Origin of the sequence: Dyella japonica A8 (assembly GCF_000725385.1) — a bacterium.
GTDB lineage: Bacteria > Pseudomonadota > Gammaproteobacteria > Xanthomonadales > Rhodanobacteraceae > Dyella > Dyella japonica_C.
Genome location: NZ_CP008884.1, coordinates 24,876 through 46,669, shown reverse-complemented (window position 1 = coordinate 46,669; position 21,794 = coordinate 24,876). Strand labels below are relative to the sequence as shown.

The window sequence follows — 21,794 nt, the reverse complement described above, 5'->3', positions numbered from 1 at the left end:
ACGCGTTAGGAAGCCGTTATTGGCGGGCGCCGGAGGCGTCGACGTCCTCCATGGGGAAGACGGGAACGTCTTCCAGCACGCCGGCTGTTTGCAGCGCGGCCCTGGGCAACAGGTCGTCGAGCTTGCCCTTCATGCGGAGCAGGGCGACGTTGGCCATGTCGTCGTCCTCCTGCTGTTCGGAATGGTCTTCGGCCTCTGGCGGCGCACCGGGTGCGTGGGTCAGCGTGGCGAGCTGCGGCGCGATCACCTGGGTCAGCGCGAAGTAGGCGTCATCGTGCACGCCGGCCTGTTCCAGCAGGCGCCCGGGCAACATCCAGGAAGCCAGCGATGCCTGTCGGGCCGGCGAGGGGTTGCGCGGGTCGACCAGCAGCCACGTGCCGGCCTGGCTGAGCATGTCCTTGCCGTCGACGAAACCGGTACTGCGGTAGACATCGGTCAGCGCGGGGAGGTGGTCGCCATAGAACAGCAGCAGCGTGGGCCGCTCGCGATGCGAGAGCAGCTCCGCCAGCCGGCCCAGTTCCTGGTCGGCATGGCGCATGTGGTAGAGGTAGTTCTGCAGCTCCAGCCGGTTCGCACCCGTCACGCCTTCAGGCACGGCGATGGCATCGCGCTCGGCGGTGTCGGCCGGTGGCACGTCGTAGGGGCCGTGCGCCTCGATGCTGATGGCGAACAGGAACTGCGGCGGGCCGGCGTTCTTCAGCTGCGCCATGATCTCGTCGGTCATCGCGCTGTCGGCCATGTACTTGCCATCCATCGCTGCGCTGGCAGGGAAGGACGAGCGCGACACGAAGCGGTCGAAGCCGATGGCGCGGAACGCCGTGCTGCGATTCCAGAAGCCCGGGTCATTGCCGTGCAGCGCGATGGTTTCGTAACCATGCGAGCGCAGCACGCGCACCATGCTGGGCACCACCTTGTGGTTCATCTGCAGATAGGGGAACTGCAGGTCGTCGAAGTAGCGCAGCGACAGGCCGGTGAGCACTTCGAACTCGGTGCGGATGGTGCCGCCGCCATAGGTGGGTACATGCAACGGACCGCTCTGGCCCTGCGCGGCGAGCCGGCGCAGGTTGGGCGTGAGGTTGGCCGCCTCGTAGCCCTTCATGATGGAGGGGTCAAAGAAGGATTCGCTTTGCACCACCACGATGTCGGGCGCTTCGGTGGCACCGTGCAGTGGTAGTTGCAGGCGCTCGCGCAGTGCCGTGTCCGAGCGGTCGATCAACTGCCGGGCGGCGACCGCATCGGGCTTCCTGCGCGCGTGTCCCTGGTGCAGGTGGAACATCATCAGTGAGCTGACCAGGCCCGAGTGCTCGGCCGTGGCCGTCGCCGACCAGGGTTCCAGCCACAGGTGGCGGCCGCCGTAGATCTTCATCCAGCCCGGCATGCCGGCGAACAGCGTGCCGATCAGGGCGAGCAAGGCCAGGCCGGACACCAGGCGCTTGCCGCGCGTGCGCCGCGCGAACATGGGGGGCTCCATGCGCCAGGCGATCACGATCACCGCGATGGCGACGGCCAGTGCGAGGTAGGGCCACGGGTTCCCCGGGAGATAGCTGCCCAGCAGCTTCAGGCCGCCGCGCCGCAACTGGCCCAGCATGCGGAAATCCGCGGGCATCAGCGGCGTGTTGAGATGACTCATCTTCAGCGCATTGATGGCGTACACCACCGTCTGCAGCAGGAAGGCGAAGCCGAAGGAAAGCCATGGCCGGCGGCTCAGCACCAGCAGCAGCGATGCGAGCAGCAGACCAGGCAGGGCGTTGGCAGCCAGGAACACCGGCTGGCTCAGCGCTTGCGCGGGACTCACGCCGCCGCCGCCGTCGACCACCCCGGTCAACAGCGTGAATACGGTCGCCAACGCGAGGATCAGCGCAAAACGAACCGGCATGGAGCGCGCCGTGGGCGCGGGTGGAGTCGCTGACATGGGCATGGCACCCTGAGGATGGCTGTCATGGCTCGGACACGGGACTGTAATGACCCGGATCTGAACCATTTGTTCGGCGTTGCGCCGGCGCACGGCCGTTGGCGCGGTCCGGACAACGCCTCATGTCGCGCCGCCGCGCACGCCGGGGCCCGCGACGGGGCGCCTCCGGTCATGGCCCGGTCATCTGGCGGTTGGGCAAAAGCATGTGCGCACGCAGCAATGCGCACGACACTACGGCAGAATGGTTGGATGACTGTCATCAACAAGCCCTCGGAATCCCCGGCACTGCGCGCCCTGATCGACGACCGCTACGGCGAGCTGATCGCACGCTGCCGCCAGATGGGCGTACCCCTGCACGACGACGCCGGCGTGGCCGAGCGCATCCGGCGCACCCTGCTCGCCAGCGACTTCGCCTTCGATACCTGGTTCCGCCAGCCGCAGCTGCTTGCGCCGCAGGGGCTGGAACGCCTGCGCTCGGGCGGCGACGCCAGCGCGCGCATCGAGGCGCTGAAGCTGTCGAGCGACGAAACGGAGTGCCTGACGCAGCTGCGGCGGTTCCGTCATGCCGAGGCGTTGAGGCTGGTGTTCCGCGACGTCAACGGCCTGGACGAATTGCCGGAAACCCTGTCGGCGACCAGCGTGCTCTATGAAGTGCTGCTGGAATCGGCGTTGCGCTGGTCCGAGCACGCGCTGGCCGCGCGCTATGGGCACAGCCGGGGCCACGAGGGCGAGCTGCAGCGCATGGTGGTGGTCGGCTTCGGCAAGCTCGGTGGCAGCGAGCTCAATTTCTCGTCCGACATCGACCTGGTGCTCGCCTATCCGCACGGCGGGCAAAGCGACGGCGCTCGCTCGCTCGACAACAGCGAATACTTCGTGCGCCTCACCCGGCAACTCGTCCGCCTGCTCAATGAGCCCACCGTCGACGGCATCTGCGCGCGCGTGGACCTGCGTCTGCGCCCGTTCGGCAATGCCGGCCGCCTGGCCCTGCCGTTCTCAGCGATGGAGCAGTACTACCAGAGCGAGGGGCGCGACTGGGAACGTTATGCGTGGATCAAGGCGCGCCCGGTGGCTGGCGATCGCAATGCGGGCAAGCAGCTGCAGGACCTGCTGCGCCCGTTCGTCTATCGCAAGTACCTCGACTACACCGCGTTCGCCGGCCTGCGCGAGATGAAGGCGCTGATCGACGCCGAGGTCGCCCGCAAGGATCTGGCCGACAATCTGAAGCTTGGCCCCGGCGGCATCCGCGAGATCGAATTCATCGTGCAGCTGACGCAGCTGATCCGTGGCGGCCGCGAGCCCAGCCTGCGCGTGCGCGGCCTGTTGCCGGCGCTGACCGCCTGCGAAGCGCGCGGCCATATCAGCGCGGCGCGCGCGCGCGAACTGCGCGAGGCCTACGTGTTCCTGCGTCGCGTCGAGAATCGCGTGCAGATGTTGCGCGATGCCCAGACGCACGACATTCCCGAAGACGCGCTCAGCCGCGAGCGCATCGCGCTCGGCCTTGGCCATGCGTCCTGGGAGGAGCTGGACGAACAACTGGCGGAGCATCGCGCCAAGGTCAGCGAGGAATTCGCCGAAGTGCTGATGCCGCAGGGCGGCCGTGCCGCGGCGGCGCCGGTCGCCGACGTCGCACTTTGGCAACGCGCCTGCGCGGAATCGCTCGATGCGGCCGCGATGGAGGCGTCCGGCTACACACCGGGCGGCGAAGCCGCCGAGGCGCTGGTGAAGCTGTCGCAGGCGGCCTCGGTGCGCGCGATGTCGCAACGCTCGCGCGAGCAGCTCGATCGCCTCATGCCGCAGCTGCTCGCGGTGGCGCGCCACAGCATCGCGCCGGTGGCCTGCCTGTTGCGCCTGTGCCGGCTGGTGCAGGCCGTGGCGCGGCGGTCTTCCTATCTGGCGCTGCTGGAGGAACAGCCGGCGGCGCGCCTGCGCCTGGCGAAGCTGTTCGCCGAGAGCGCCTTCCTTGCCGAACGTGTGATCGCCCAGCCGCTGCTGCTGGATGACGTGCTCGATCCGCGCATCGACCAGCTGCCGCTCAAGCGCGCGGACATCAGCGCGGAGATCACCCGCGTGCTGGCCACGCTGGACGAGCGCGAGGCGGAGGCGGAACTGGAGCGCCTCAACGAATTCAAGGCCAGCGTGGCGTTCCGCCTGGGCCTGGCGTTCAACGACGGGCGCGCCGACGCCGTAGCGACCGCGCGCCGCCTCGCCGTGCTGGCCGAATCCATCGTGCTGGCGGTCACCGCGCTCGCCGAACGCGAACTGGCGGCGCAGCACGGGCGGCTGCCGGGCGAGGGCACGGGCTTTGCGGCGCTGGGCTACGGCAGCCTGGGTGGCGAGGAGCTGGGCTTCGCTTCCGATCTGGACCTGGTGTTCGTCTACGACGGCAAGCGCGCGCACGTGATGAGTGACGGCGCGCGGCCGCTGGAAGGTTCACGCTGGTACCAGCGGTTGGCCCAGCGCGTGATGAACTGGCTGACCGTGCTGACGCGCGGTGGGCGCTTGTACGAAGTGGATACACGCCTGCGGCCGGATGGCTCCAAGGGCCTGCTGGTGAGCAGCCTGGACGCGTTCGAGGCCTACCAGAAGAGCCGTGCGTGGACGTGGGAGCACCAGGCCTTGCTGCGCGCACGCCCGGTGGCGGGCGACGCGGCGCTGCATGCGGCCCTGTCGGCGGTACGGCGCGACGTGTTGGCAGTACCGCGCGAACGCTCTTCCGTCCTGCACGAGGTCAGCAGCATGCGCCAGCGCTGGCGCGCCGAGCGGGATCGCTCGGACGCGCAGTGGTTCGACCTCAAGCAGGGCCATGGCGGCTTGCTGGACATCGAGTTCGCGCTGCAGGGGCTGGTGCTGGCGCATGCATCGGAGCGGCCGGCCTTGCTCAACATCACCGCCAATGCCGGGCTCATCGAGGCGTGCCGCAACGCCGGCCTGCTCGACGGCCGGCAGGCCGGCTTGTTTGCAGAGGCGCACGCGGAGCTGCTGCACCGCGCGCTCGCCTGCACACTGGACCTGCGTTCGCGCATCGCGCCGCGAGACGAGGAACTGGAGCGGCTCAGCAGCAATGTGCGCGAGGTGACGGCGGAGCTTGGCTTCCTGTTCTGATGCCGCTCACGGCGTCTGGCGTTGCCTCAGTGCGATCAGGTCGCGCAGGGTCGCCGCGATGGTGGCGGTGACGCGCAGGGGCGGTACTGGCGGCGTGTTCGTCGCGTCGAGCGGGTGCAGCAGGCCGACGTCGCGCAGGGACTTGTGGAAGCGTTCCAGTTTGGCAGGCAGGGACCCCAGCACGAAGGTATGCACCGGGCAGCCGACGGCACAGGCTTCCGAGAGCATGTTCACGGAGTCCGGCGTGACCACCAGCCGGTCGGCCCAGCCCAGCACGCCGGGATACGGGTTGCTGCCGTCGTCGTGCCCGGCCCACACGAGTCCGGGTACGTCCCCCAGGCCCTGCCGCACGCGTTCCACCAGGGCGGGCGGTGTTCGCCGCGACGCCATCACCAGCAGGCTGCCGCCTTCCTGGCGCCGTCGCGCGTGCAGGTGGCTGATGAGCTGGTCGATGTAGCTCTCGTTGAAGGTCACGCCCTTGCGCGGGCCACCCAGCAGCACGCCGACGCGCGGGCGGGGCAGGCTGGCGAAGGCCGGATCGGCATCGCGGCCATCCTGCAGCCACGCCTCGTCCACGGGGTTGAGCGAGCCGAGCAGGCGAATCACGTTGCGCCCGGTCAGCTGATCGTGCTGCGGGACAATGACCGTGTCCCAGTGCCGGGGATCCACGCGTGGGTCGAGGATCTGCACGGTGTAGCAACGGCCACCGCTGAGCGGGCGCAGCAGTCGTGTATAGAGCGCCGCCGAACGGCCGCAGCCGATCGCAACGGCCGGCCAGGGCGGTGCGAATTGCCGGCCCTGGGTCGCGTCGAGCGCGAGCCGGGCGCCCGCGGTCAGGCGCGGCGCCAGCCAGGACCACGGTGCCCGGGGTTCGAGCTGCAGGTGGCGGATGGGCATCCCCAGCATCTCGGCCAGCGCCAGCGCCTGGCGCTGGTTGCCGGCCGCGCCATCGGTGATCACCCAGCAGTCCCCGTGCGGCGTCACCATACGGGGGCCTGTCGGATTGTTTCCCTGGACGCCACAGTTCGTTTCATTGGGCTGGGTCCTGTTTGCCTGCGGGCGCGCTTACACTGCACGCCATCGCGCCGGTACCGGCGCCCCATGAGCTAAAGGATACCCATGAGCGAGAAGCTTTCCGAGGCCGCGTTCGACCAGCTGTTCCGCACGGCCCGTACGTACAACGCTTTTCTGCCCAAGGAAGTGACTGACGAGCAGCTGCACCAGATCTACGAGCTCGCCAAGTTCGGCCCGACCAGTGCCAATTCCTCGCCCATGCGCGTGGTGTTCGTGAAGTCGAAGGAAGCCAAGGAAAAGCTCGCGCCGTTCCTGTCCGAAGGCAACCGCGCCAAGACCCTGGCCGCGCCGGTCACCGCCATCGTCGGCAGCGACCAGGCCTTCTACGACAAGCTGCCGCAGCTGTTCCCGCACGCCGACGCGCGTAGCTGGTTCGCCGGCAACCAGCCGCTGATCGATGCCACCGCGTTCCGCAACAGTTCGCTGCAGGGTGCCTACCTGATGATGGCTGCCCGTGCGGTAGGCCTGGATTGCGGCCCGATGTCCGGCTTCGACAATGCCGGCGTGGATAGTGCCTTCTTCGCCGGCACCACGGTGAAGTCCAATTTCCTGGTCAACCTCGGCTATGGCGATGCCAGCCGCGACCTGTTCCCGCGCAGCCCGCGCCTCTCGTTCGACGAAGCCTGCCGGATCGCCTGACGCCCTCACCGTCGTCGTTCCGTCATTCCCCTACTCAGTGGAGATTCAACCCATGCGTGCACTTCGTTATCTCGTCCTCGCCGGCCTCGTCAGCGCCGCCGTGTCCGCCCAGGCCGCCCCGGTGACCTACAAGATGGACCCGACCCACACTCTGGTCCTGTTCAGCTGGAACCACTTCGGCTATTCCAACCCGACCGCCAACATCGGCATCGGCGACGGCACCATCGTGTTCGACGACAAGGACCCGTCCAAGTCGTCGGTCGACGTGACCCTGCCGCTGGCCGACCTGGACACGCACGTGTCCAAGCTCGACGAGCATCTGAAGAAGGCGGACTTCCTCGACGCCGACAAGTACCCGACCATGACCTTCAAGAGCACCAAGGTGCAGGCCGAAGGCGGCAACAAGTACAAGGTCACGGGTGACCTGACCGTGCACGGCGTGACCAAGCCGGTAACGCTGGACGCCACGCTCAACAAGAGCGGCGAGCATCCGATGATGAAGGTGCAGACGGTGGGCTTCGACGCCGTCGCCACCCTGAAGCGTTCTGATTTCGGCGTGGGCGCCTATGTGCCGAACATCAGCGACGAGATCAAGGTGCGCATCACCACCGAGGCTTCGGTGCCGAAGGCCGACACCGCCGCCACCAAGTAAGTCCCGCTATCGGGAACGAAAAGCCCGCGCCATGGCGCGGGCTTTTTTTTGGCGTGTTTCGTTTTCGTGCTTACGCGCGCCCTTGTGCATCTCGGACTCCCTGCACCGTCATTCATGCCTCACCGTCATCCTTGCCCCACCGTCATCCTTGCCCCACCGTCATCCTTGCCTCACCGTCATCCTTGCCCCACCGTCATCCTTGCCTCACCGTCATCCCTGCCTCACCGTCATCCCTGCCTCACCGACATCCTTGCCTCACCGACATCCTTGCCTCACCGTCATCCCTGCGAAAGCAGGGATCCAGCGTCTTTCGATCTCGTCCAGACCCTTTAAAGGCACTGGATCCCTGCTTTCGCAGGGATGACGGTGAGGGGAATCCAAGGCGGTGAGGGGAATCCAAGGCGGTGAGGGGAATCCAAGACGGTGAGGGGAATCCAGGACGGTGAGGGGAATCCGGAATGTACAGAGGAACGTGCAAGCCCGGAGACAAAAGTCACCACTGACTTCAGTGGTCGCTCATGCCTTCGCTCTTGAGCGATGCGAGCTTGTCCAGGTCCAGGGCGTTCACCGCCTGCCTGAGTTCGTCGATGTCCTCGGCGTTGCCACTGGCCTTGACGGTGAAACGGTTGGCGACGACGACGCTGAACTCGCCGCTCTTGGTCTGTGTGTTCCAGGCTTCCTGCACCAGCCGGTCGTGGTCGGTGTAGGTTTTCCGGTAGCCATGATCGGTTTGTTCTTCCGCGGTCGGCGTCATCGCGCTTGCCATGGCCATCATGCCGCGCATGTTGCCGGTGTCGGCGACTTCCAGTTGCATGGTGCGGATACGGCCGTCGCTGTAGGTCGCGTCCGCCGAGGAGATCTGCATGCCCATGGCACCCGAGCGCTCGGCGTGGAAATCGCTGCGCTTCATGCCATCCAGTTCGTCGGGTAGGAAACCGCGCAGTGTTTCCGGCGAAAGCGACACGGCCACCGTCTTGCCGTCGCCACTTATCAGCTTTCCCATCGCCGCCTGTTGCGCGGCGACATCGCCGGTTTTCTGGGCGTTCTCCAGGTCCCTCGCCGCGCGCGACGTGCCGGTGCTCATGGCGGCCAGCTTGCCCAGTGCGCTGTCTGGATCGACGGTGGCCGCGGTGGATGCGCCGGTGAGCGCCGCGGTGCCGATGATGCCGCCCACGATGAGCGCCTTAATCGAGCTGAGTACGATGGCGATGATTACCGCGACGGCCGTATAGCCGCCCGCCTTGTCTGCCGGACAGCGCATGGTGTGCGGCAGGCCAAGGTAGAGCAGGTAGATGCCATAGACGACGCCCGCGATGACGGCGAGCCAGCCGAGCCACGGCACGATCACGGCGATGCCGGCCACCCATCCGGCCGTCCACGCGTAGGCGACGGTCTTCAGCGCCTGCACCGGGTCCTTGGTGCCGCCGAAGCTGGGTGCGAGTGCGTCGATGATCAGGGCGACCACGTAGGTCACCGCCAGTGTCAGCAGGTAGTGCAGGACCATGCCGAGCAGGCCCATGCCGACGGGCGTGTGCATGTGCACGCCAAAGCCGCCGTAGCCGATCAGGCTGCCCTTGATGAACTGCGCGATCACCGGCAGCGCGGCGACGATGCAGATGTAGTTGCGGAAAAGCCCGCTGACCGTGGCCGGTTCCGCGGCAATGGCCGGCCATTCGGTACGCGGCGAGCCGAGGATGGCCTTGATGCGGGCAAAGATCTTGGCGAAGTCCATGACGGTCCCTGCAAGAGGATGGGCATGCGCCCGCCATCCACGGACCGTCGGATCGCGAGCCCTTCGATTCCCCCTTGCCGATCGGGCAGGGGCATTCTCGGCCGCCGGGGAGGCCCCCCGACATTGGTCGCTTGCACTATGCCCTATGACGGTCCATCCGGCCTGTGAAGCGGGCCATCCGGGCGGGCGTCAACCCGCCCCGGCCTGCTAACATGGTGGGTCTGGTGTCCTGATGGAGTTTGACCCCATGTCGCCTTCCCCTGCGGCTGCCCCGTTGATCCCGGCAAATGCCGAAAATCGTTATGAAGTGACGCGCTCGGACCTTCCGCTGTCCTGTCCGATGCCCGGCATGGCGCTGTGGAACTCGCATCCGAAGGTCTATTTGCCGGTGGTCGAGGACGGTGGCGAATCCACATGTCCTTATTGTGGCGCGCATTACGTGCTCCGCGACTGATTCAAACGCAAAACGTTACGACTGAAACAAACCTCGTCGCCGGTTTCGGCACGATTGCTGCTTGCCTCTAGGAATGAAGGCACCTTTCGAACAAATCATGTCAGCAGTCGCCACGCCAGCGAGGTCCCTGACCATCGTGCAGCTGATCCCCGCCCTTCAATCGGGCGGGGCGGAGCGGTCTGCGCTGGAAATTGCGCGTGCGCTGGTTCAGGCGGGGCACCAGTCGATCGTGATCTCCGCTGGCGGTCGCATGGTGTCCCAGCTGGAAGCCGAAGGTAGCCGTCACATCACCCTGGACGTCGGCCGCAAGTCGTTGTCCACCCTCATGAAGGTGGGCCAGCTGCGCAAGCTGCTGCGCGAGCTCAAGCCCGACATCGTGCATGCCCGTTCGCGCCTGCCGGCCTGGCTGGGTTGGTGGGCCATCAAGGGCATCAAGCCGGCGCCGCACTTCGTGACCACGGTGCACGGGCTCAACTCGCCCGGCCGCTACAGCGCCATCCTGCTGCGCGGCGAGCGGGTCATCGCCGTTTCGCAGACCCTGCGCGACTTCATGCTGAGCCACTACTCGTGGCTGGAGCCCGGCCGCGTGCGGGTGATCCCCCGTGGCATCGACCCCGACGCCTTTCCGTATGGCCACCGGCCGGACGACAACTGGCGCAAGGCCTTCTTCGCTGAATTCCCGGCACTGGCCGGTGCCCCGCTGCTGACCCTGCCGGGTCGCGGTACCCGCCTGAAGGGCCACCACGACGCCATCGAGCTGGTGGCCGAACTCAAGCGTCGCGGCATCGACGTGCGCCTGCTCCTGCTGGGCGTGATCGAGCCGGGGCGCGAGGCCTACGTCCAGGAGCTGCGCGACCTTGTGCGCACCCGCGGCCTGGAGGCTCAGGTGGTGATGACGCCGGCACGCGCCGACGTGCGCGACATCTACGCCATCTCCTCGCTGGTGCTGCAGCTTTCCAACAAACCGGAATCCTTCGGGCGCACGGTAATCGAAGCCCTGTCGTTGTGCCGCCCGGTGCTGGGCTACGCGCACGGTGGCGTAGGTGAGTTGCTGGCCGAGCTGTACCCTGCCGGCCGCGTGCCGCCGGCAGACCGCGAGCGTCTGGTCGAGCGCGCGGCGGAGCTGCTGCGCGTGGCGCCGCCCATTCCGATGCTGCAGAGCTACCGCCTGAGCGACATGCAGCAGGCCACGCTGGCCCTGTACGACGAGCTCACCGCCGTCTGATGCAGCGCCCCGGCCGGGGCGCTCGCCTACAATGCGTGGATCGTTCTCACTGGCCGACGCATGAGTCCCCTTGCTGCATCCCTGAAGGCTGCCCTGCGTTCGCCGCTGCTGCCGTTCTGGCTGGTGATCGCCCTGTTGCCGTTCGGGCGCAGCTCCGAGCTGGGCACGTTCCTGTGCCTGATCGGCACCGTGCTGCTGTTCGTGCGTCACCCGTCCGCGCTGCGCGAGCACCAAGGTGCACGGCTGCTCCTGTGGCTGCTGGCCGCTTACGTGGGCGCCGCCCTGATCTCGGCGGTGGATTCGCTGGCCCCGGGCAAGAGCTGGAGCACGGTGGCAGCGCTGCTGCGCTATGCGCCCCTGGGCCTCTATGCCTGCTTCGCCATTCGCCGTGAAGACAAGCTCGATGCCTTGTATCGGGCAGTGGCCGTGGTGCTGGCGCTCTGGTCGGTCGATGCCTGGGTGCAGATCCTGACCGGATGGAGCCTCGGCGGCCACGCGGAACCCGAGCGCATCTCGGGCATCTTCGGCGCCGGCAACCTGAAGCTCGGCCCGAGTCTGTCCGTGCTCTCGCCCTTTGTGCTGTGGGCTGCCCAGCGGCGCTGGGGAACGCGGGGCGTGCTGGTGGCGTTCGTGTTCCTGCTGGGGCCGGTGCTGATGTCGGGGTCGCGAGCCTCCTGGCTGTGCTATGCCCTGGTCGCCCTGGGTTTCGCCTGGCGCATCGCGCGTTCGCCGATGCGTTTCATCGCCGTGGCGGGTGGCCTGGTGGTGGCGGTGCTCCTGGCAGGGGGCGTCGCCTGGAAGACCTCCGAGCGGTTCCAGCTGCGCATGGATCGCACCCTGCAGGCGCTGGGTGGTTCGGGACAGTCCGTGGATGCGGCGCTGAGCGGACGGCTGGATATCTGGCGCACCAGCGTGGCGATGTTCGAGGCCCACCCGGTCAACGGTGTTGGCGTGCGCGCCTATCGCTACGCCTATCCGCACTATGCGCCGCCGGATGATCACTTCGTGGTATCCCTCGAGGCGTGTGGGCCGGGAGAGGGCGCCTGCCATGCGCATCAGTGGGTATTGGAGGTGCTGACCGAAACCGGCGTGCTGGGCATGCTGTGCTGGCTGGCAGCGATCGCATGCGCGCTTGTGGCATGGCGCCGGGTGGGCAGCGCTGCGCGCGCGCGGGCGTTTCCCGTCACCCTGGCGTTGGGCGTGATGCTGTTTCCGCTCAATACGCACCTGGCCTTCTATTCGGCCTGGTGGGGTCTGCTGTTTGCGTGGCTGCTGGGTCTGTGGTGCGCGGCGCTCTACGTGGTTCCGTCGCAGCAGGGAGACGCCGAGTGACGCGCGAACCGCTGTCGGTGGTGATCATCACCTACAACAACGCCGACACGCTCGACGCCTGCCTCAGCCGGGTGGACTGGGCCGAGGAAATCGTCGTGCTCGACTCGGGCTCCACCGACGACACCGTTGCCATCGCGCAGCGGCATGGGGCGCGCGTGGCAACGCATCCCTTCGACGACTATGGGCCGCAGAAGCAGCGCGCCTACGATATGGCCAGCCACGACTGGATCCTCAATCTTGACGCGGACGAAGTGCTATCCCCGGGCACGCGGGAAGAAATCGAGCGTGCGCTGACGCAACCTCGCTACGCCGGCTATCGCCTGCCGCGTCGCGAGCGCATGTTCTGGACGGTGCAGCACCGCCTGAGCTGGCGCAACGGGCACCTGCGCCTGTTCGACCGGCGGCGTGGTGGCATGAACGACGTGGAAGTGCACGCGGCGGTCGAGGTGAAGGGGCCGGTGAAGACGCTGTGGCGCGCCGATTTCGTCAATGACGGCGACGGCGACATCGCCACCCGGGTGGAGAAGATCAACCGCTATACGACAGGCATGGTCGTGTACAAGCTGCGCAAGCGGCAACGCTTCACCGGTCTGCGCATGGTGTTCTATCCGCCGTTGTTCTTCCTGCGCCAGTACGTCGGCAAGCGCTATTTCCTCAATGGCTGGGCCGGTTTCATCGCCAGCGTCACCGGGGCGTTCTATGCGTTCCTCAAGTACGCGAAGCTGCATGAGGCGCGCGAACAAGCGGCGCGAAAGGTGCGCGAGAAGCAGCGCTAGTCGTCTCGCGCCGCCGCGGGCGGTGCCATGCGATTCAGTGCGTATTTAGGTCGTCGCACGCCGAGACGCAAGCTTTTGCATGGGCGAAATTACTTTCACCGGGGCCCGCCGGTGCGGCAAAGCCATCGGGTCGTGAAGCGATCGTCCATTCCGCTGTTTGGGCGAATGAAATTGCGCAGGACAGGTCATGGTTGCCGTCTTGCTGATACAACGCGCCAGTACGCCACAACATGATGATTTTCATCGGTTCGATGGCTCGTTCAGGCCGAGTCGTCAGTTTTGGACGTCTATTTGGTTTCGATGATGCAGCGGCGTTCTACACTCCCGGGCCTTGGTGTCGGTGTCAAGGCGGGAAGGCATCGGTAGCCGTCTCTCGCATGGCGTAGGGTGATTTGCTTTTACTGCAAAGAGGCGCGTCGCTGGCAAGGTGGCGCGGCGGGCGTGTTCGGCTGTGGCACGGCGCGAGCCGAAAAGGAGGTCACGAAGCAGACAGCGGTGGTGTTGCCTAAACAGGGGGAGCTTGCTTGTTCTCAATGGATCACCTTAGGGAGACATTGCATGAAACACGAGCACCTGAATCTGCTGGCGGCAATGAGCCTTGCCCTGGCAGGCATGCCAATGGCGGCATGGGCGCAGCCCGGCACCGGGAAGAGCGTGGCCACGGCGGGCATCGACACGGCCGAAGCGTCCAGGGTGACGCAGACCGTCGACAGTCGCGTGACGTCGACCCTGCAGCGCACCCACCTGGCCATCGTCGACAAGGCCACCGCCACCAAGGCCGTGGACGACGCGTCGCCGATGAACCACATGAACCTGATCCTGCAGCGCAGCGCCAAGCGGCAGGCGGCGCTCGACGCGCTGATCGCCGCGCAACATGATCCGTCGTCGTCGAAGTTCCGGCAGTGGCTGACACCGGAACAATTCGGCGAGGCCTTCGGCGTCACCGATGCGGACATCGCCGCGGTCAGCGCCTGGCTGAAATCGCAGGGTTTCACCGTCAATGGCGTGTACGCGAACAAGATGCAGATCGACTTCAGCGGCAACGCGGGCCAGGTCAGGCAGGCGTTCCACACGCAGATGAACCACTACACCATCAACAGTGCGTCGCACGTGGCCAACGCCAGTGATATCAGCGTTCCCCGTGCGTTGCAGAGCGTGGTGGTGGGCGTGGCCGGCCTCAACGACGTCCGTCCGCAGGCGCAGCACACCAAGCCGACCTATGGTCGTTTCAACGCCGGCACGCAACGCTTCGAGGTTCCGCAGCCCAAGGTGGCCGCGATGGCTCCGACGCCGCAGGCGGTCAACTTCACCAACGGTGCGCGTGGACTGGTGCCGTATGACATGGCCAAGATGTACGGGACCGACAAGCTGTATGCCAATGGCTTGACCGGTGCAGGCATCACCATCGCCCTGGTCGAGGACAACTCGATGGTGCCCGGCGACTGGAGCAACTTCGTCAGCCAGTTCGGGCTCACCAGCTATGGCGGTACCTTCACGCAGCTCCAGCCGCAGGCCACGGGCTTCACCAACTGCATCGATCCGACCATCGCCGCCCCGGGCGAAGACGACTTCGAGGCCTTGCTTGACGCCGAATGGTCCACCGCGATGGCGCCGGGCGCCAACATCTGGCTCGCCAGTTGTTCCGATTCGAACGCCAACAACTTCTTTGGCGGGGTGTTCACCGCCGCGACCAACCTGATCAACGGTACGAATCGGCCCAACATCATCAGCGCGAGCTACGGTTATGGCGAAGGCTTCTCGGATGCCGCGAGCAAGACCGCCATCGACCTGATGTGGGCCCAGGCGGACGCGGAAGGCATTTCGGTGTTCGTTTCCAGTGGCGATTCGGGCTCCAACCCGAGTTTCAATGGATTCATCATCAACGGCGTAGGCGTCGATGCCAACGCGTTCGGCACGTCACCGAACGACACCGTGGTGGGTGGTACGGACACGGCGGACATTCTCGACGGCACCACGAAGAAGTACTTCAGTTCGACGTTCAATGCGGTATACGGTTCGGCGCTGTCGTACGTGCCGGAGATCCCGTGGAACCAGTCGTGCGGCAACGAAGTGGCAGCGAAGTCGCTTGGATATGCAACGTCGCTGGCCTTCTGCAAGGCGTATCTCAACTTCGATCCGAACGGCTACTACATCACCTCCGAAGCAGGCAGCGGTGGCCCGTCCTCCGTGGATGCCAAGCCGGCATGGCAGCGCCTGGTGCACAACGCGGCGAAGGATCAGTCGCGTGACGTGCCTGACGTGGCTCTGTTCGGCGGTTCGTATGGCGGTTCGACCTGGGTGATCGTGTGCTCCTACTACTATCCGTGCACACCGGGATTCACCGGGCCCACGGCGCTCATCGGCGGCACCTCGCTGTCTTCGCCGATGTTCGCGGGTATCCAGGCGCTGATCGATCAGGGCCTCGCGGCGAAGGGACTGCCGGCGAGCCAGGGCAATGCCGCACCGACGCTGTACGCGCTGGCCATGGATGAGTACGGCGGCTCGAAGGGCAATCCGCCTGCCACCTTGGCTGCCTGCAACGCAGATAACGGCGCGAAGGGTACGGGCAAGTGCGTATTCCACAATGTCACGCGCGGCAGCATTGCCACGCAGTGTGTGCAGCAACTGCCCAATGTGGTGACGCCTGACTGCTACTTCTACGGCGCGTTGCCGAACTCGTGGCTGGGCCCGATCCAGGTTGGCCTGACCACCACCAACGCGAGCAAGTACAACGCGAGTACGGAAGCCTATGCGGCGCGGCCGGGTTGGAGCTTCGCTTCCGGGCTTGGCTCGGTGGATGCGAACAACCTGCTGACGGCCTGGAAGGCCTTTGTCAACGTGCAGTAAGTGCAAGTGCGACATCCCCGGCGCCTGCGCCGGGGATGTCCATCACCCTCAGGCTGCTTCGGACAGCGGCAGTGGCTGGTCGCGCAGCGCGGCCAGCAGGCGCGCACAGGCTTCGCGGCGAAGCATTTCGCGACGGCGGAAGGCCGAGCGGTGCTTGCTCTCCACCTGGGACTCGTCGCGTTCCGGTTCGCTGGTCGGCAGGGCGAAGAAGCCATCCGGCTGCAACACGCCCTGGCATTCCTCCCAGAAGTTGTCGTAGTCGGCCTTGATCTTGTCGGCCTGGCCCGCGAACGGGTGGGTGAGGTTGCTCACCCCGCGAATCCGCGTGGCGCCCGCGAACGAGCCGAGGGCGAGCAGCAGCGAGAACAGCAGGTTCTTCGGGCGCAGGCCGTAGGACTGCTTGGTGAGCTCGCGCACGGCCTCGCGTCCCAACTCGGCGGCTGCGCCCTGCAGGCAGCCGACCAGCAGGGTCTTGCCGTTGTCCGCAATGCTGAAGATCGCCGACGAGAGCAACTGGCCCTGCGAGTTGGCCAGGCACAACGCCAGCTCACCTTCGCGGCTGCGGCCGGTGGGGCGGCGCAGTTCCAGCAGCAGCTCGCTGCCATCCTTCAGCGCCAGCGCGCCGAGCGTGTGGCGACCGTGCAGGTAGATGGCCTCGATCATCGCCGGCGGCAGTTGCGAAAACGCGAACTGGTAATGCTGGCTGATGACGGCCATGCGTTCGGCGCGCCCCAGGCGGCGGTTGATGTAGTGATGGTGCCAGCGCTCGTGCAGGCGCGGGTCATGCGCCAGGATGGAAGTCAGCCGCGGCGAGCCGTACAGCTCAGCCAGCCACGCGGACTGGCGGCGCGGCATGCGGATGCTTCGGGCGATGTATTTCAGGCGGGCGGCGAGGCGCTTGGAGGTCGAGCCGCGCCAATCGCTGCGTTGGCGCAGCGAGCGCAGAAAAAGCCGGAGAGTCATGGGGGCGGATACTGGGGAAATGACAGGGGAGGTTTTATCCGGACAGACTGTTATTGTTCTGTCGTCCGGGTCGTGCGCGGTGTGTAGGCGGCTTCAGTAAACGGGTGCTGCGCCTTCCGGGCGCGTCTTGAAGCGCTTGTGCACCCACAGGTATTGCTCGGGTGCGGCGCGCACCATGTCTTCAATGCAGGCGTTGACGCGTGCGGTGTCATCCAGCGTGTCCTTGCTCGGGAACTGCTCCAGCGGCGCGCCCAGCTTCAATGCATAGCCGGCATTTCCCGGTAGGCGGCGATGGTAGAAAGGGATCACCAGGGCGCCCGACAAGCGGGCCAGGTGATGGGTGGCGGTGATGGTGGCCGCGGGGATGCCGAAGAACGGCACGAACACATTGTCCTTGCTGCGCATGTCCTGGTCCGGCGCGTACCAGAGCGTGCCGCCGTTGCGCAGATGCTTCACGGTGCCGCGGATGTCGTCCTTCTCGAACATCGCTTCCGCATAGTCGAGGCGGGCGCGCAGCACGGCCCACTCGAACACGGCCGAATCCATGCGGCGGTACATGCCCGAGATGCGGATGCGCTGGGAGACCAGCCGCGCGCACAGTTCCAGGTGCGAGAAGTGTCCGCCGACCAGCAGCACGCCCTTGCCTTGTGCGCGCGCGGCTTCGAGATGCTCCAGGCCCTCGATGGTCACTGGCACGTTGGCAATGGCGCGCTCGCTGCCCATCCAGCCCAGGGCGAACTCCGCCATCATCAGTCCGATATCGCGCAGGTGCGCATCGACCAGCCGCGCCTGTTCGTCCTTCGACAACGCGGGGAAGCACAGGGCGATGTTCACCTCGGCGATGTGGCGGCGCGGCGAGGGCACGCGCTGCACGAGCCAGCCGAGCCCGCGTCCCAGGCCCATCAGCCACTGGCGTGGCAGGCGGGCGACGAGCCAGATCACGCCCGCACCGAGCCAGGCGGGCCAGCGCGTCGGGGTGAGCAGGGAGCGGGTGAACGTGGGGCGGGGCATGCCGGGCATCGCACGCATTGTAGGGAACACGGCAGGGCGAGGCGAGCCGCAGCGCCCGGCTCAGGGGCCATGACAGGGCGCGGGGCCCAAGCCGATATACTGGCCCACCGCCTCCGATGGGCCCGCCGTTGCGTTATCTCTACACCCTGGCCATGTACCTGGTGACGCCGCTGATCGTGCTGCGGCTGTTGGCGCGTGGCGTGCGCTATCGCGACTACCACAAGCGCTGGCGCGAACGTTTTGGCTTCTTCCAGGCGCCGGGCCTGAGCGGCAGCCTGTGGGTGCATGCGGTGTCGGTGGGCGAGGTCAATGCGGCCGAGCCGCTGATCAAGGCCTTGCAGGCCGATTACCCGAACGCGCCGCTGGTGGTGACCACGGTGACGCCGACCGGTTCGGAGCGCGTGCGGCAGCTGTTCGGCGACAGCGTGTTCCATGTCTACCTTCCCTACGATCTTCCGTTCGCGGTATCCCGCTTTTTCAAGCGGGTGCGGCCGCGGCTGGCGGTCATCGTCGAAACGGAAATCTGGCCGAACCTGTATTTCGCCTGCCGTAATCGCAGTATTCCCCTGATGATCGTCAACGCCCGCCTGTCCGAGCGCTCGCTGCGCGGCTACAAGCCGATGGGCGGCCTGGTGGCGCAGGCGCTGCGGTGCGTGCACCAGATCGCCGCGCAGTCGCGCACCGATGCAGCGCGCTACCGCGAGCTCGGCGCCGACCCCGACAAGATCGTGGTGACCGGCAACCTCAAGTTCGACATGCCCGTGCCCTACGACGCGGAGCGCAACGGCGAGGAACTGCGCCAGCAATGGGGGCGCCTGCGTCCCGTCTGGATCGCCGGCAGCACGCACGAGGGCGAAGAGTTGCCGGTGTTGGAAGCCCACCTCGAGGTGCTTACGCGCTGGCCCGACGCGTTGCTGCTGATCGCGCCGCGTCATCCGGAGCGCTTCAAGCTGGTGGAAAACTCGGCACGAAGCCTGGGTTTCACGGTGGGCACGCGCAGCGCCGACCGGGTGCCGTCGGCGCTTCATCAGGTGTTCGTGATCGACGCCATGGGCGAGTTGATGCCCTTCTACGCCGCCTCGGATCTCGCCTTCGTCGGCGGCAGCCTGGTGCCGATCGGCGGGCACAACGTGCTGGAGCCGGCGGCGCTTTCGACGCCCGTGCTGGTCGGGCCGCATACGTTCAATTTCGAGGAAATCACCCTGACGCTGATCCGCGAGGGTGGTGCGTCGCGCGTGAACACGCCGGACGAGCTCGGCGCGGCCGTGCTCCAGCTGTTGCGCGACCCGCCCCAGCGCGAGCGCATGGGTGATGCCGCCCGCATCGTGTTCGACAGCGAGCGCGGCGCCGTCAAGCGCGTCATGGGCATGATCGACGCCCTGTTGCAGGAATAGCCGTCCAGACGCCTGTCGGCAGGCCAGACGCAACAAGGCCGGGACTTGCCCGGCCTTGTCGTTTGCAGCAGTAACCGGCGCCTGCTTACTGCAGCATGGCGTTGACCAGTTCCATGTCCTTGACGTCGATGGAGCCGGCCGACTGCTTCAGCTCCAGCTGGTCCAGCACGAGCTGGTGGCGCGACTGCGAGTAGCTGCTCTCGGCCTGGGTCAGCGTCTGAATCGCGTTGAGCACGTTCAGCATGGTCTGCGTACCCACGTCGAAACCGGCGCGCGTGGCTTCCAGCGCTTTCTGGCCAGATTCCACCGAGGCCTTGTTGGCTTCGACCTGGCTGATGCCGGCGAGCACCGAGCGGTAGAAGTTCAGGGTGTTGCGCACCACCTGGCGGCGGGTGGATTCCAGCGAATCCTGCGCCTCGTCACGCTGGTAGATCGACTGGCGGACGCGGGACTGGGTGGCGCCGCCCGAGAAGATCGGGATGCTCAACGTCAGGCCGACGGTGGTGCCGTACTGGGCGTTGCCGTAGCTGCTGGACCGGCTGCCATTCTCAAGCCAGGTGGTGTCCTTGCCGCGGGTGGCGGTGGCGTTGAGCGTCGGCAGGTGGCCGGCGCGGGCCGCGTCGATGTCGTGTTCAGCGGCCTGCACAGCGTACTGGTTGGACTGAACCGTAGGATTCGACTGCAAGGCGGCCTGCACCCAGGCGTTCGGATCGGCCGGGGTCGGCGGCGCCAGCGGCAGGTCTTCGCGCAGCTTTTTCAGATCATTGACTGGCTTGCCGGTGATCTGCGTGAGCGCTTCCTTGGCGTCGTTGAGCGTGTTCTGCGCCGCGATGGTCTGGGCCTTGGCCAGTTCGTAGTACGACTTGGCCTGGTAGACGTCGGTCACTGCGGACAGGCCCACCTTGAAGCGCTGGTCGGCCTGGTCATAGGCCTCCTTGTAAGCGTCCTCGTTGGCCTTGGCGAACACCAGCGCATCCTGGCTGGTCAGCACGCCGAAATAGGCGGTGGTGACGCGCACGTACAGGGCCTGCAGCGAGGCTTCGTACGCCGAATCCTGCGAGTGGGCCGTCGACTTGGCGGCCGACAGGTTGGCCCACTGGCTCAGGTCGATGATCGACTGGTCGAGCCGGACCGACGCCGAACGGGTACGCGTATGGCTGGAGCCTTCGACCGCCTGGTTGCTCGCCTGGCTGCCGAGCGGCTGCTGCGTCAGACCGTAGCTGCCGTTGAGCTGCGGCAGCATCAGCGCACGCGCCTGATTCACGCCTTCACCGGTGGCCAGGCGGGTGGCTTCCGCCTGCGACAGCACCGGATCATTGGCGCGGGCTTCTCGGTATGCATCCAGCAAGTCCTCGCTGTGGCCGGCCAGCGGCAGTGCCGACAGGGCCAGGGCGAGGGTCAGAAGCTTCAAGCGCATGGGTTGCCTCATGTATGGGGAAAGGGTCAGAAAACGAAGCGGCGCGGGGGCTCGGCGTGCTTCAGGTACGGCAGGTCGGTTTCAAACAGCGACTCTTCGCGGTAGCGGCCGTTGCCCTCGTGGGTCAGCAGCAGCACGTGCTGCACCGGCGACTCCCCACGCACCACCAGCAGGCGTCCGCCCGGCTTCAGCCACGACAGGAAACGCTGCGGAACCTGATACACCGCGCCGGTGACGACCAGTGCGTCGAACAGGCCGGTGGGCTGCCAGCCGCTCACGGCTTCGCCCACTTCGAGCTTCACGTTGGCGATGCCCGCATGCGCCAGGCGCTGGCTGGCCGCTGTCACGAAGTCGGCATGGATGTCCAGGCTGGTGACATGGCCGGCGAGCTTGGCCATGCAGGCGGTGAGGAAACCCGAGCCCGTGCCGATCTCCAGCACCTGGTCATTCGGGGTCAGCTCCAGCGCCTGCAGCACGCGGCCTTCCACCACCGGCTTCATCATCACCTCGCCATGTCCCAGCGGCAGGCACAGGTCGGCGAAGGCCAGCTTGCGGTGCTCCGGGGCAACGAAGTCCTCACGGCGCACGGTGCCCAGCACGTCGAGTACGCGGGCATCCAGCACCTCCCAGGGGCGCACCTGGTTCTCCACCATGTTGACTCGCGCCTGTTCGAAGTTCATCGCCATGTTGCTTACGTCCCAATTCGGATCGGAAAAAAGGCTAAAAATCATAAGCGCTTAGCCATCTTCCGACAATGTGCAAAGCCTGCGGCCTGGTGCAAACGGCACGAAGTGCCGGAAGTCATCGCGCTGGGTTGACGGAAGTCATGCGTGGCGCGGTGTCCGCGGACACTTCATACGATCAACGCTCAGGCACGACGTCTATGGTTCCCCGTACGTGCGACAACCGTCTGACCGGGCAGGCGCCTGAAGGCATCTTGCATGGCTTGATGCAAGGATGCGTCAAGGCGCCGGATGCGGGCCTCCGGCGAGGCAAGGCCGCGACTATGTGCCGCCACTTCCAGCCAGGCCAGCCAGCGGGCGATCCGGCCGCGTTCGGCGGCGTCCAGCCCCGACAGCACGGCCCGGACGGCGAAGGCAGCCTGGCGCGCGCCGACGTGCCCGCGCTCGAGCCAGCAAGCAAGCGTGCGCTGTGCAAGGCGGAAGGCGGGGCTGAGGGAAAGTTCGGCGGTAGTGGTGGACATGAGGGAAGCCGTGTATCGTGGCCGTGGAAAATAACTAAACCGTCGCGTATACTAAACCGG

At 66.5% G+C, this 21,794-nt stretch carries 18 protein-coding genes; 9 read left to right on the top strand and 9 right to left on the bottom strand.

The window, feature by feature from the left end:
- Positions 1 to 16 precede the first annotated feature (16 nt).
- The gene (locus HY57_RS00205) at positions 17 to 1,876 is read right to left on the bottom strand and encodes an LTA synthase family protein (RefSeq protein ID WP_019464450.1); all 1,860 of its coding nucleotides are present in this window, start codon (positions 1,874 to 1,876) and stop codon (positions 17 to 19) included.
- A gap of 285 nt (positions 1,877 to 2,161) precedes the next feature.
- On the opposite strand from HY57_RS00205, the gene glnE reads away from it, so the two are divergent.
- Complete coding sequence (glnE, locus tag HY57_RS00200; protein ID WP_019464449.1) at positions 2,162 to 5,014, top strand: bifunctional [glutamate--ammonia ligase]-adenylyl-L-tyrosine phosphorylase/[glutamate--ammonia-ligase] adenylyltransferase; 2,853 nt, start codon at positions 2,162 to 2,164, stop codon at positions 5,012 to 5,014.
- 6 nt (positions 5,015 to 5,020) lie between these two features.
- On the opposite strand, the gene HY57_RS00195 is transcribed toward glnE, so the two are convergent.
- Positions 5,021 to 6,001 carry a mitochondrial fission ELM1 family protein gene (locus HY57_RS00195; protein ID WP_019464448.1) on the bottom strand — a complete coding sequence of 327 codons (981 nt, stop codon included), beginning with the start codon at positions 5,999 to 6,001 and terminating at the stop codon, positions 5,021 to 5,023.
- 132 nt (positions 6,002 to 6,133) lie between these two features.
- Here HY57_RS00195 and HY57_RS00190 point away from each other — a divergent pair, with 132 nt between their 5' ends.
- Both HY57_RS00190 and HY57_RS00185 read left to right on the top strand, forming a co-directional pair.
- On the top strand, positions 6,134 to 6,727 hold the full coding sequence (locus HY57_RS00190; RefSeq protein WP_019464447.1) for a malonic semialdehyde reductase: 594 nt from the start codon (positions 6,134 to 6,136) through the stop codon (positions 6,725 to 6,727).
- A 52-nt stretch (positions 6,728 to 6,779) separates the two neighbouring features.
- Complete coding sequence (locus tag HY57_RS00185; RefSeq protein ID WP_019464446.1) at positions 6,780 to 7,379, top strand: YceI family protein; 600 nt, start codon at positions 6,780 to 6,782, stop codon at positions 7,377 to 7,379.
- 505 nt (positions 7,380 to 7,884) lie between these two features.
- Here HY57_RS00185 and HY57_RS00180 read toward each other — a convergent pair.
- Positions 7,885 to 9,111, bottom strand: coding sequence for a Yip1 family protein (locus HY57_RS00180; protein ID WP_019465064.1), 1,227 nt, complete (start codon positions 9,109 to 9,111; stop codon positions 7,885 to 7,887).
- Between the two features lie 247 nt (positions 9,112 to 9,358).
- Here HY57_RS00180 and HY57_RS00175 point away from each other — a divergent pair, with 247 nt between their 5' ends.
- The 4 genes from HY57_RS00175 (at position 9,359) to HY57_RS00160 (ending at position 12,898) form a co-directional block, all read left to right on the top strand.
- On the top strand, positions 9,359 to 9,565 hold the full coding sequence (locus HY57_RS00175; RefSeq protein ID WP_019465063.1) for a zinc-finger domain-containing protein: 207 nt from the start codon (positions 9,359 to 9,361) through the stop codon (positions 9,563 to 9,565).
- Positions 9,566 to 9,662: 97 nt separating this feature from the next.
- Positions 9,663 to 10,790 carry a glycosyltransferase gene (locus HY57_RS00170; protein ID WP_026033887.1) on the top strand — a complete coding sequence of 376 codons (1,128 nt, stop codon included), beginning with the start codon at positions 9,663 to 9,665 and terminating at the stop codon, positions 10,788 to 10,790.
- 60 nt (positions 10,791 to 10,850) lie between these two features.
- The gene (locus tag HY57_RS00165; protein ID WP_019465061.1) at positions 10,851 to 12,122 is read left to right on the top strand and encodes an O-antigen ligase family protein; all 1,272 of its coding nucleotides are present in this window, start codon (positions 10,851 to 10,853) and stop codon (positions 12,120 to 12,122) included.
- Positions 12,119 to 12,898, top strand: coding sequence for a glycosyltransferase family 2 protein (locus HY57_RS00160; RefSeq protein WP_019465060.1), 780 nt, complete (start codon positions 12,119 to 12,121; stop codon positions 12,896 to 12,898). Before HY57_RS00165 ends, HY57_RS00160 begins: the two co-directional genes overlap by 4 nt.
- Positions 12,899 to 12,932: 34 nt before the next feature.
- Here the strand turns inward: HY57_RS00160 and HY57_RS21375 are convergent, their stop codons facing one another.
- Positions 12,933 to 13,142: a hypothetical protein gene (locus HY57_RS21375; protein WP_144240727.1), complete on the bottom strand. Its 210-nt coding sequence runs from the start codon at positions 13,140 to 13,142 to the stop codon at positions 12,933 to 12,935.
- A 314-nt stretch (positions 13,143 to 13,456) separates the two neighbouring features.
- Between HY57_RS21375 and HY57_RS00155 the strand changes: the two genes are divergently transcribed.
- The gene (locus HY57_RS00155) at positions 13,457 to 15,745 is read left to right on the top strand and encodes a S53 family peptidase (RefSeq protein ID WP_019465059.1); all 2,289 of its coding nucleotides are present in this window, start codon (positions 13,457 to 13,459) and stop codon (positions 15,743 to 15,745) included.
- Positions 15,746 to 15,793: 48 nt separating this feature from the next.
- Here HY57_RS00155 and HY57_RS20655 read toward each other — a convergent pair whose 3' ends face one another.
- Positions 15,794 to 16,708: a VirK/YbjX family protein gene (locus tag HY57_RS20655; RefSeq protein WP_019465058.1), complete on the bottom strand. Its 915-nt coding sequence runs from the start codon at positions 16,706 to 16,708 to the stop codon at positions 15,794 to 15,796.
- Positions 16,709 to 16,801: 93 nt separating this feature from the next.
- The gene (lpxL, locus tag HY57_RS00145; protein ID WP_235186594.1) at positions 16,802 to 17,719 is read right to left on the bottom strand and encodes an LpxL/LpxP family Kdo(2)-lipid IV(A) lauroyl/palmitoleoyl acyltransferase; all 918 of its coding nucleotides are present in this window, start codon (positions 17,717 to 17,719) and stop codon (positions 16,802 to 16,804) included.
- 116 nt (positions 17,720 to 17,835) lie between these two features.
- Here lpxL and waaA point away from each other — a divergent pair, with 116 nt between their 5' ends.
- Complete coding sequence (gene waaA / locus HY57_RS00140; RefSeq protein ID WP_019465056.1) at positions 17,836 to 19,113, top strand: lipid IV(A) 3-deoxy-D-manno-octulosonic acid transferase; 1,278 nt, start codon at positions 17,836 to 17,838, stop codon at positions 19,111 to 19,113.
- A gap of 85 nt (positions 19,114 to 19,198) precedes the next feature.
- On the opposite strand, the gene HY57_RS00135 is transcribed toward waaA, so the two are convergent.
- The 3 genes from HY57_RS00135 to HY57_RS00125 form a co-directional block, all read right to left on the bottom strand.
- Positions 19,199 to 20,530 (bottom strand): TolC family outer membrane protein, encoded by a 1,332-nt coding sequence (locus tag HY57_RS00135; protein WP_019465055.1) that lies wholly within the window; start codon positions 20,528 to 20,530, stop codon positions 19,199 to 19,201.
- A gap of 26 nt (positions 20,531 to 20,556) precedes the next feature.
- A complete protein-coding gene (locus HY57_RS00130) occupies positions 20,557 to 21,216 on the bottom strand; it encodes a protein-L-isoaspartate O-methyltransferase family protein (protein ID WP_026033884.1) in 660 nt (219 codons plus the stop codon).
- 182 nt (positions 21,217 to 21,398) lie between these two features.
- Complete coding sequence (locus HY57_RS00125) at positions 21,399 to 21,734, bottom strand: hypothetical protein (RefSeq protein WP_019465053.1); 336 nt, start codon at positions 21,732 to 21,734, stop codon at positions 21,399 to 21,401.
- Positions 21,735 to 21,794: the final 60 nt, after the last annotated feature.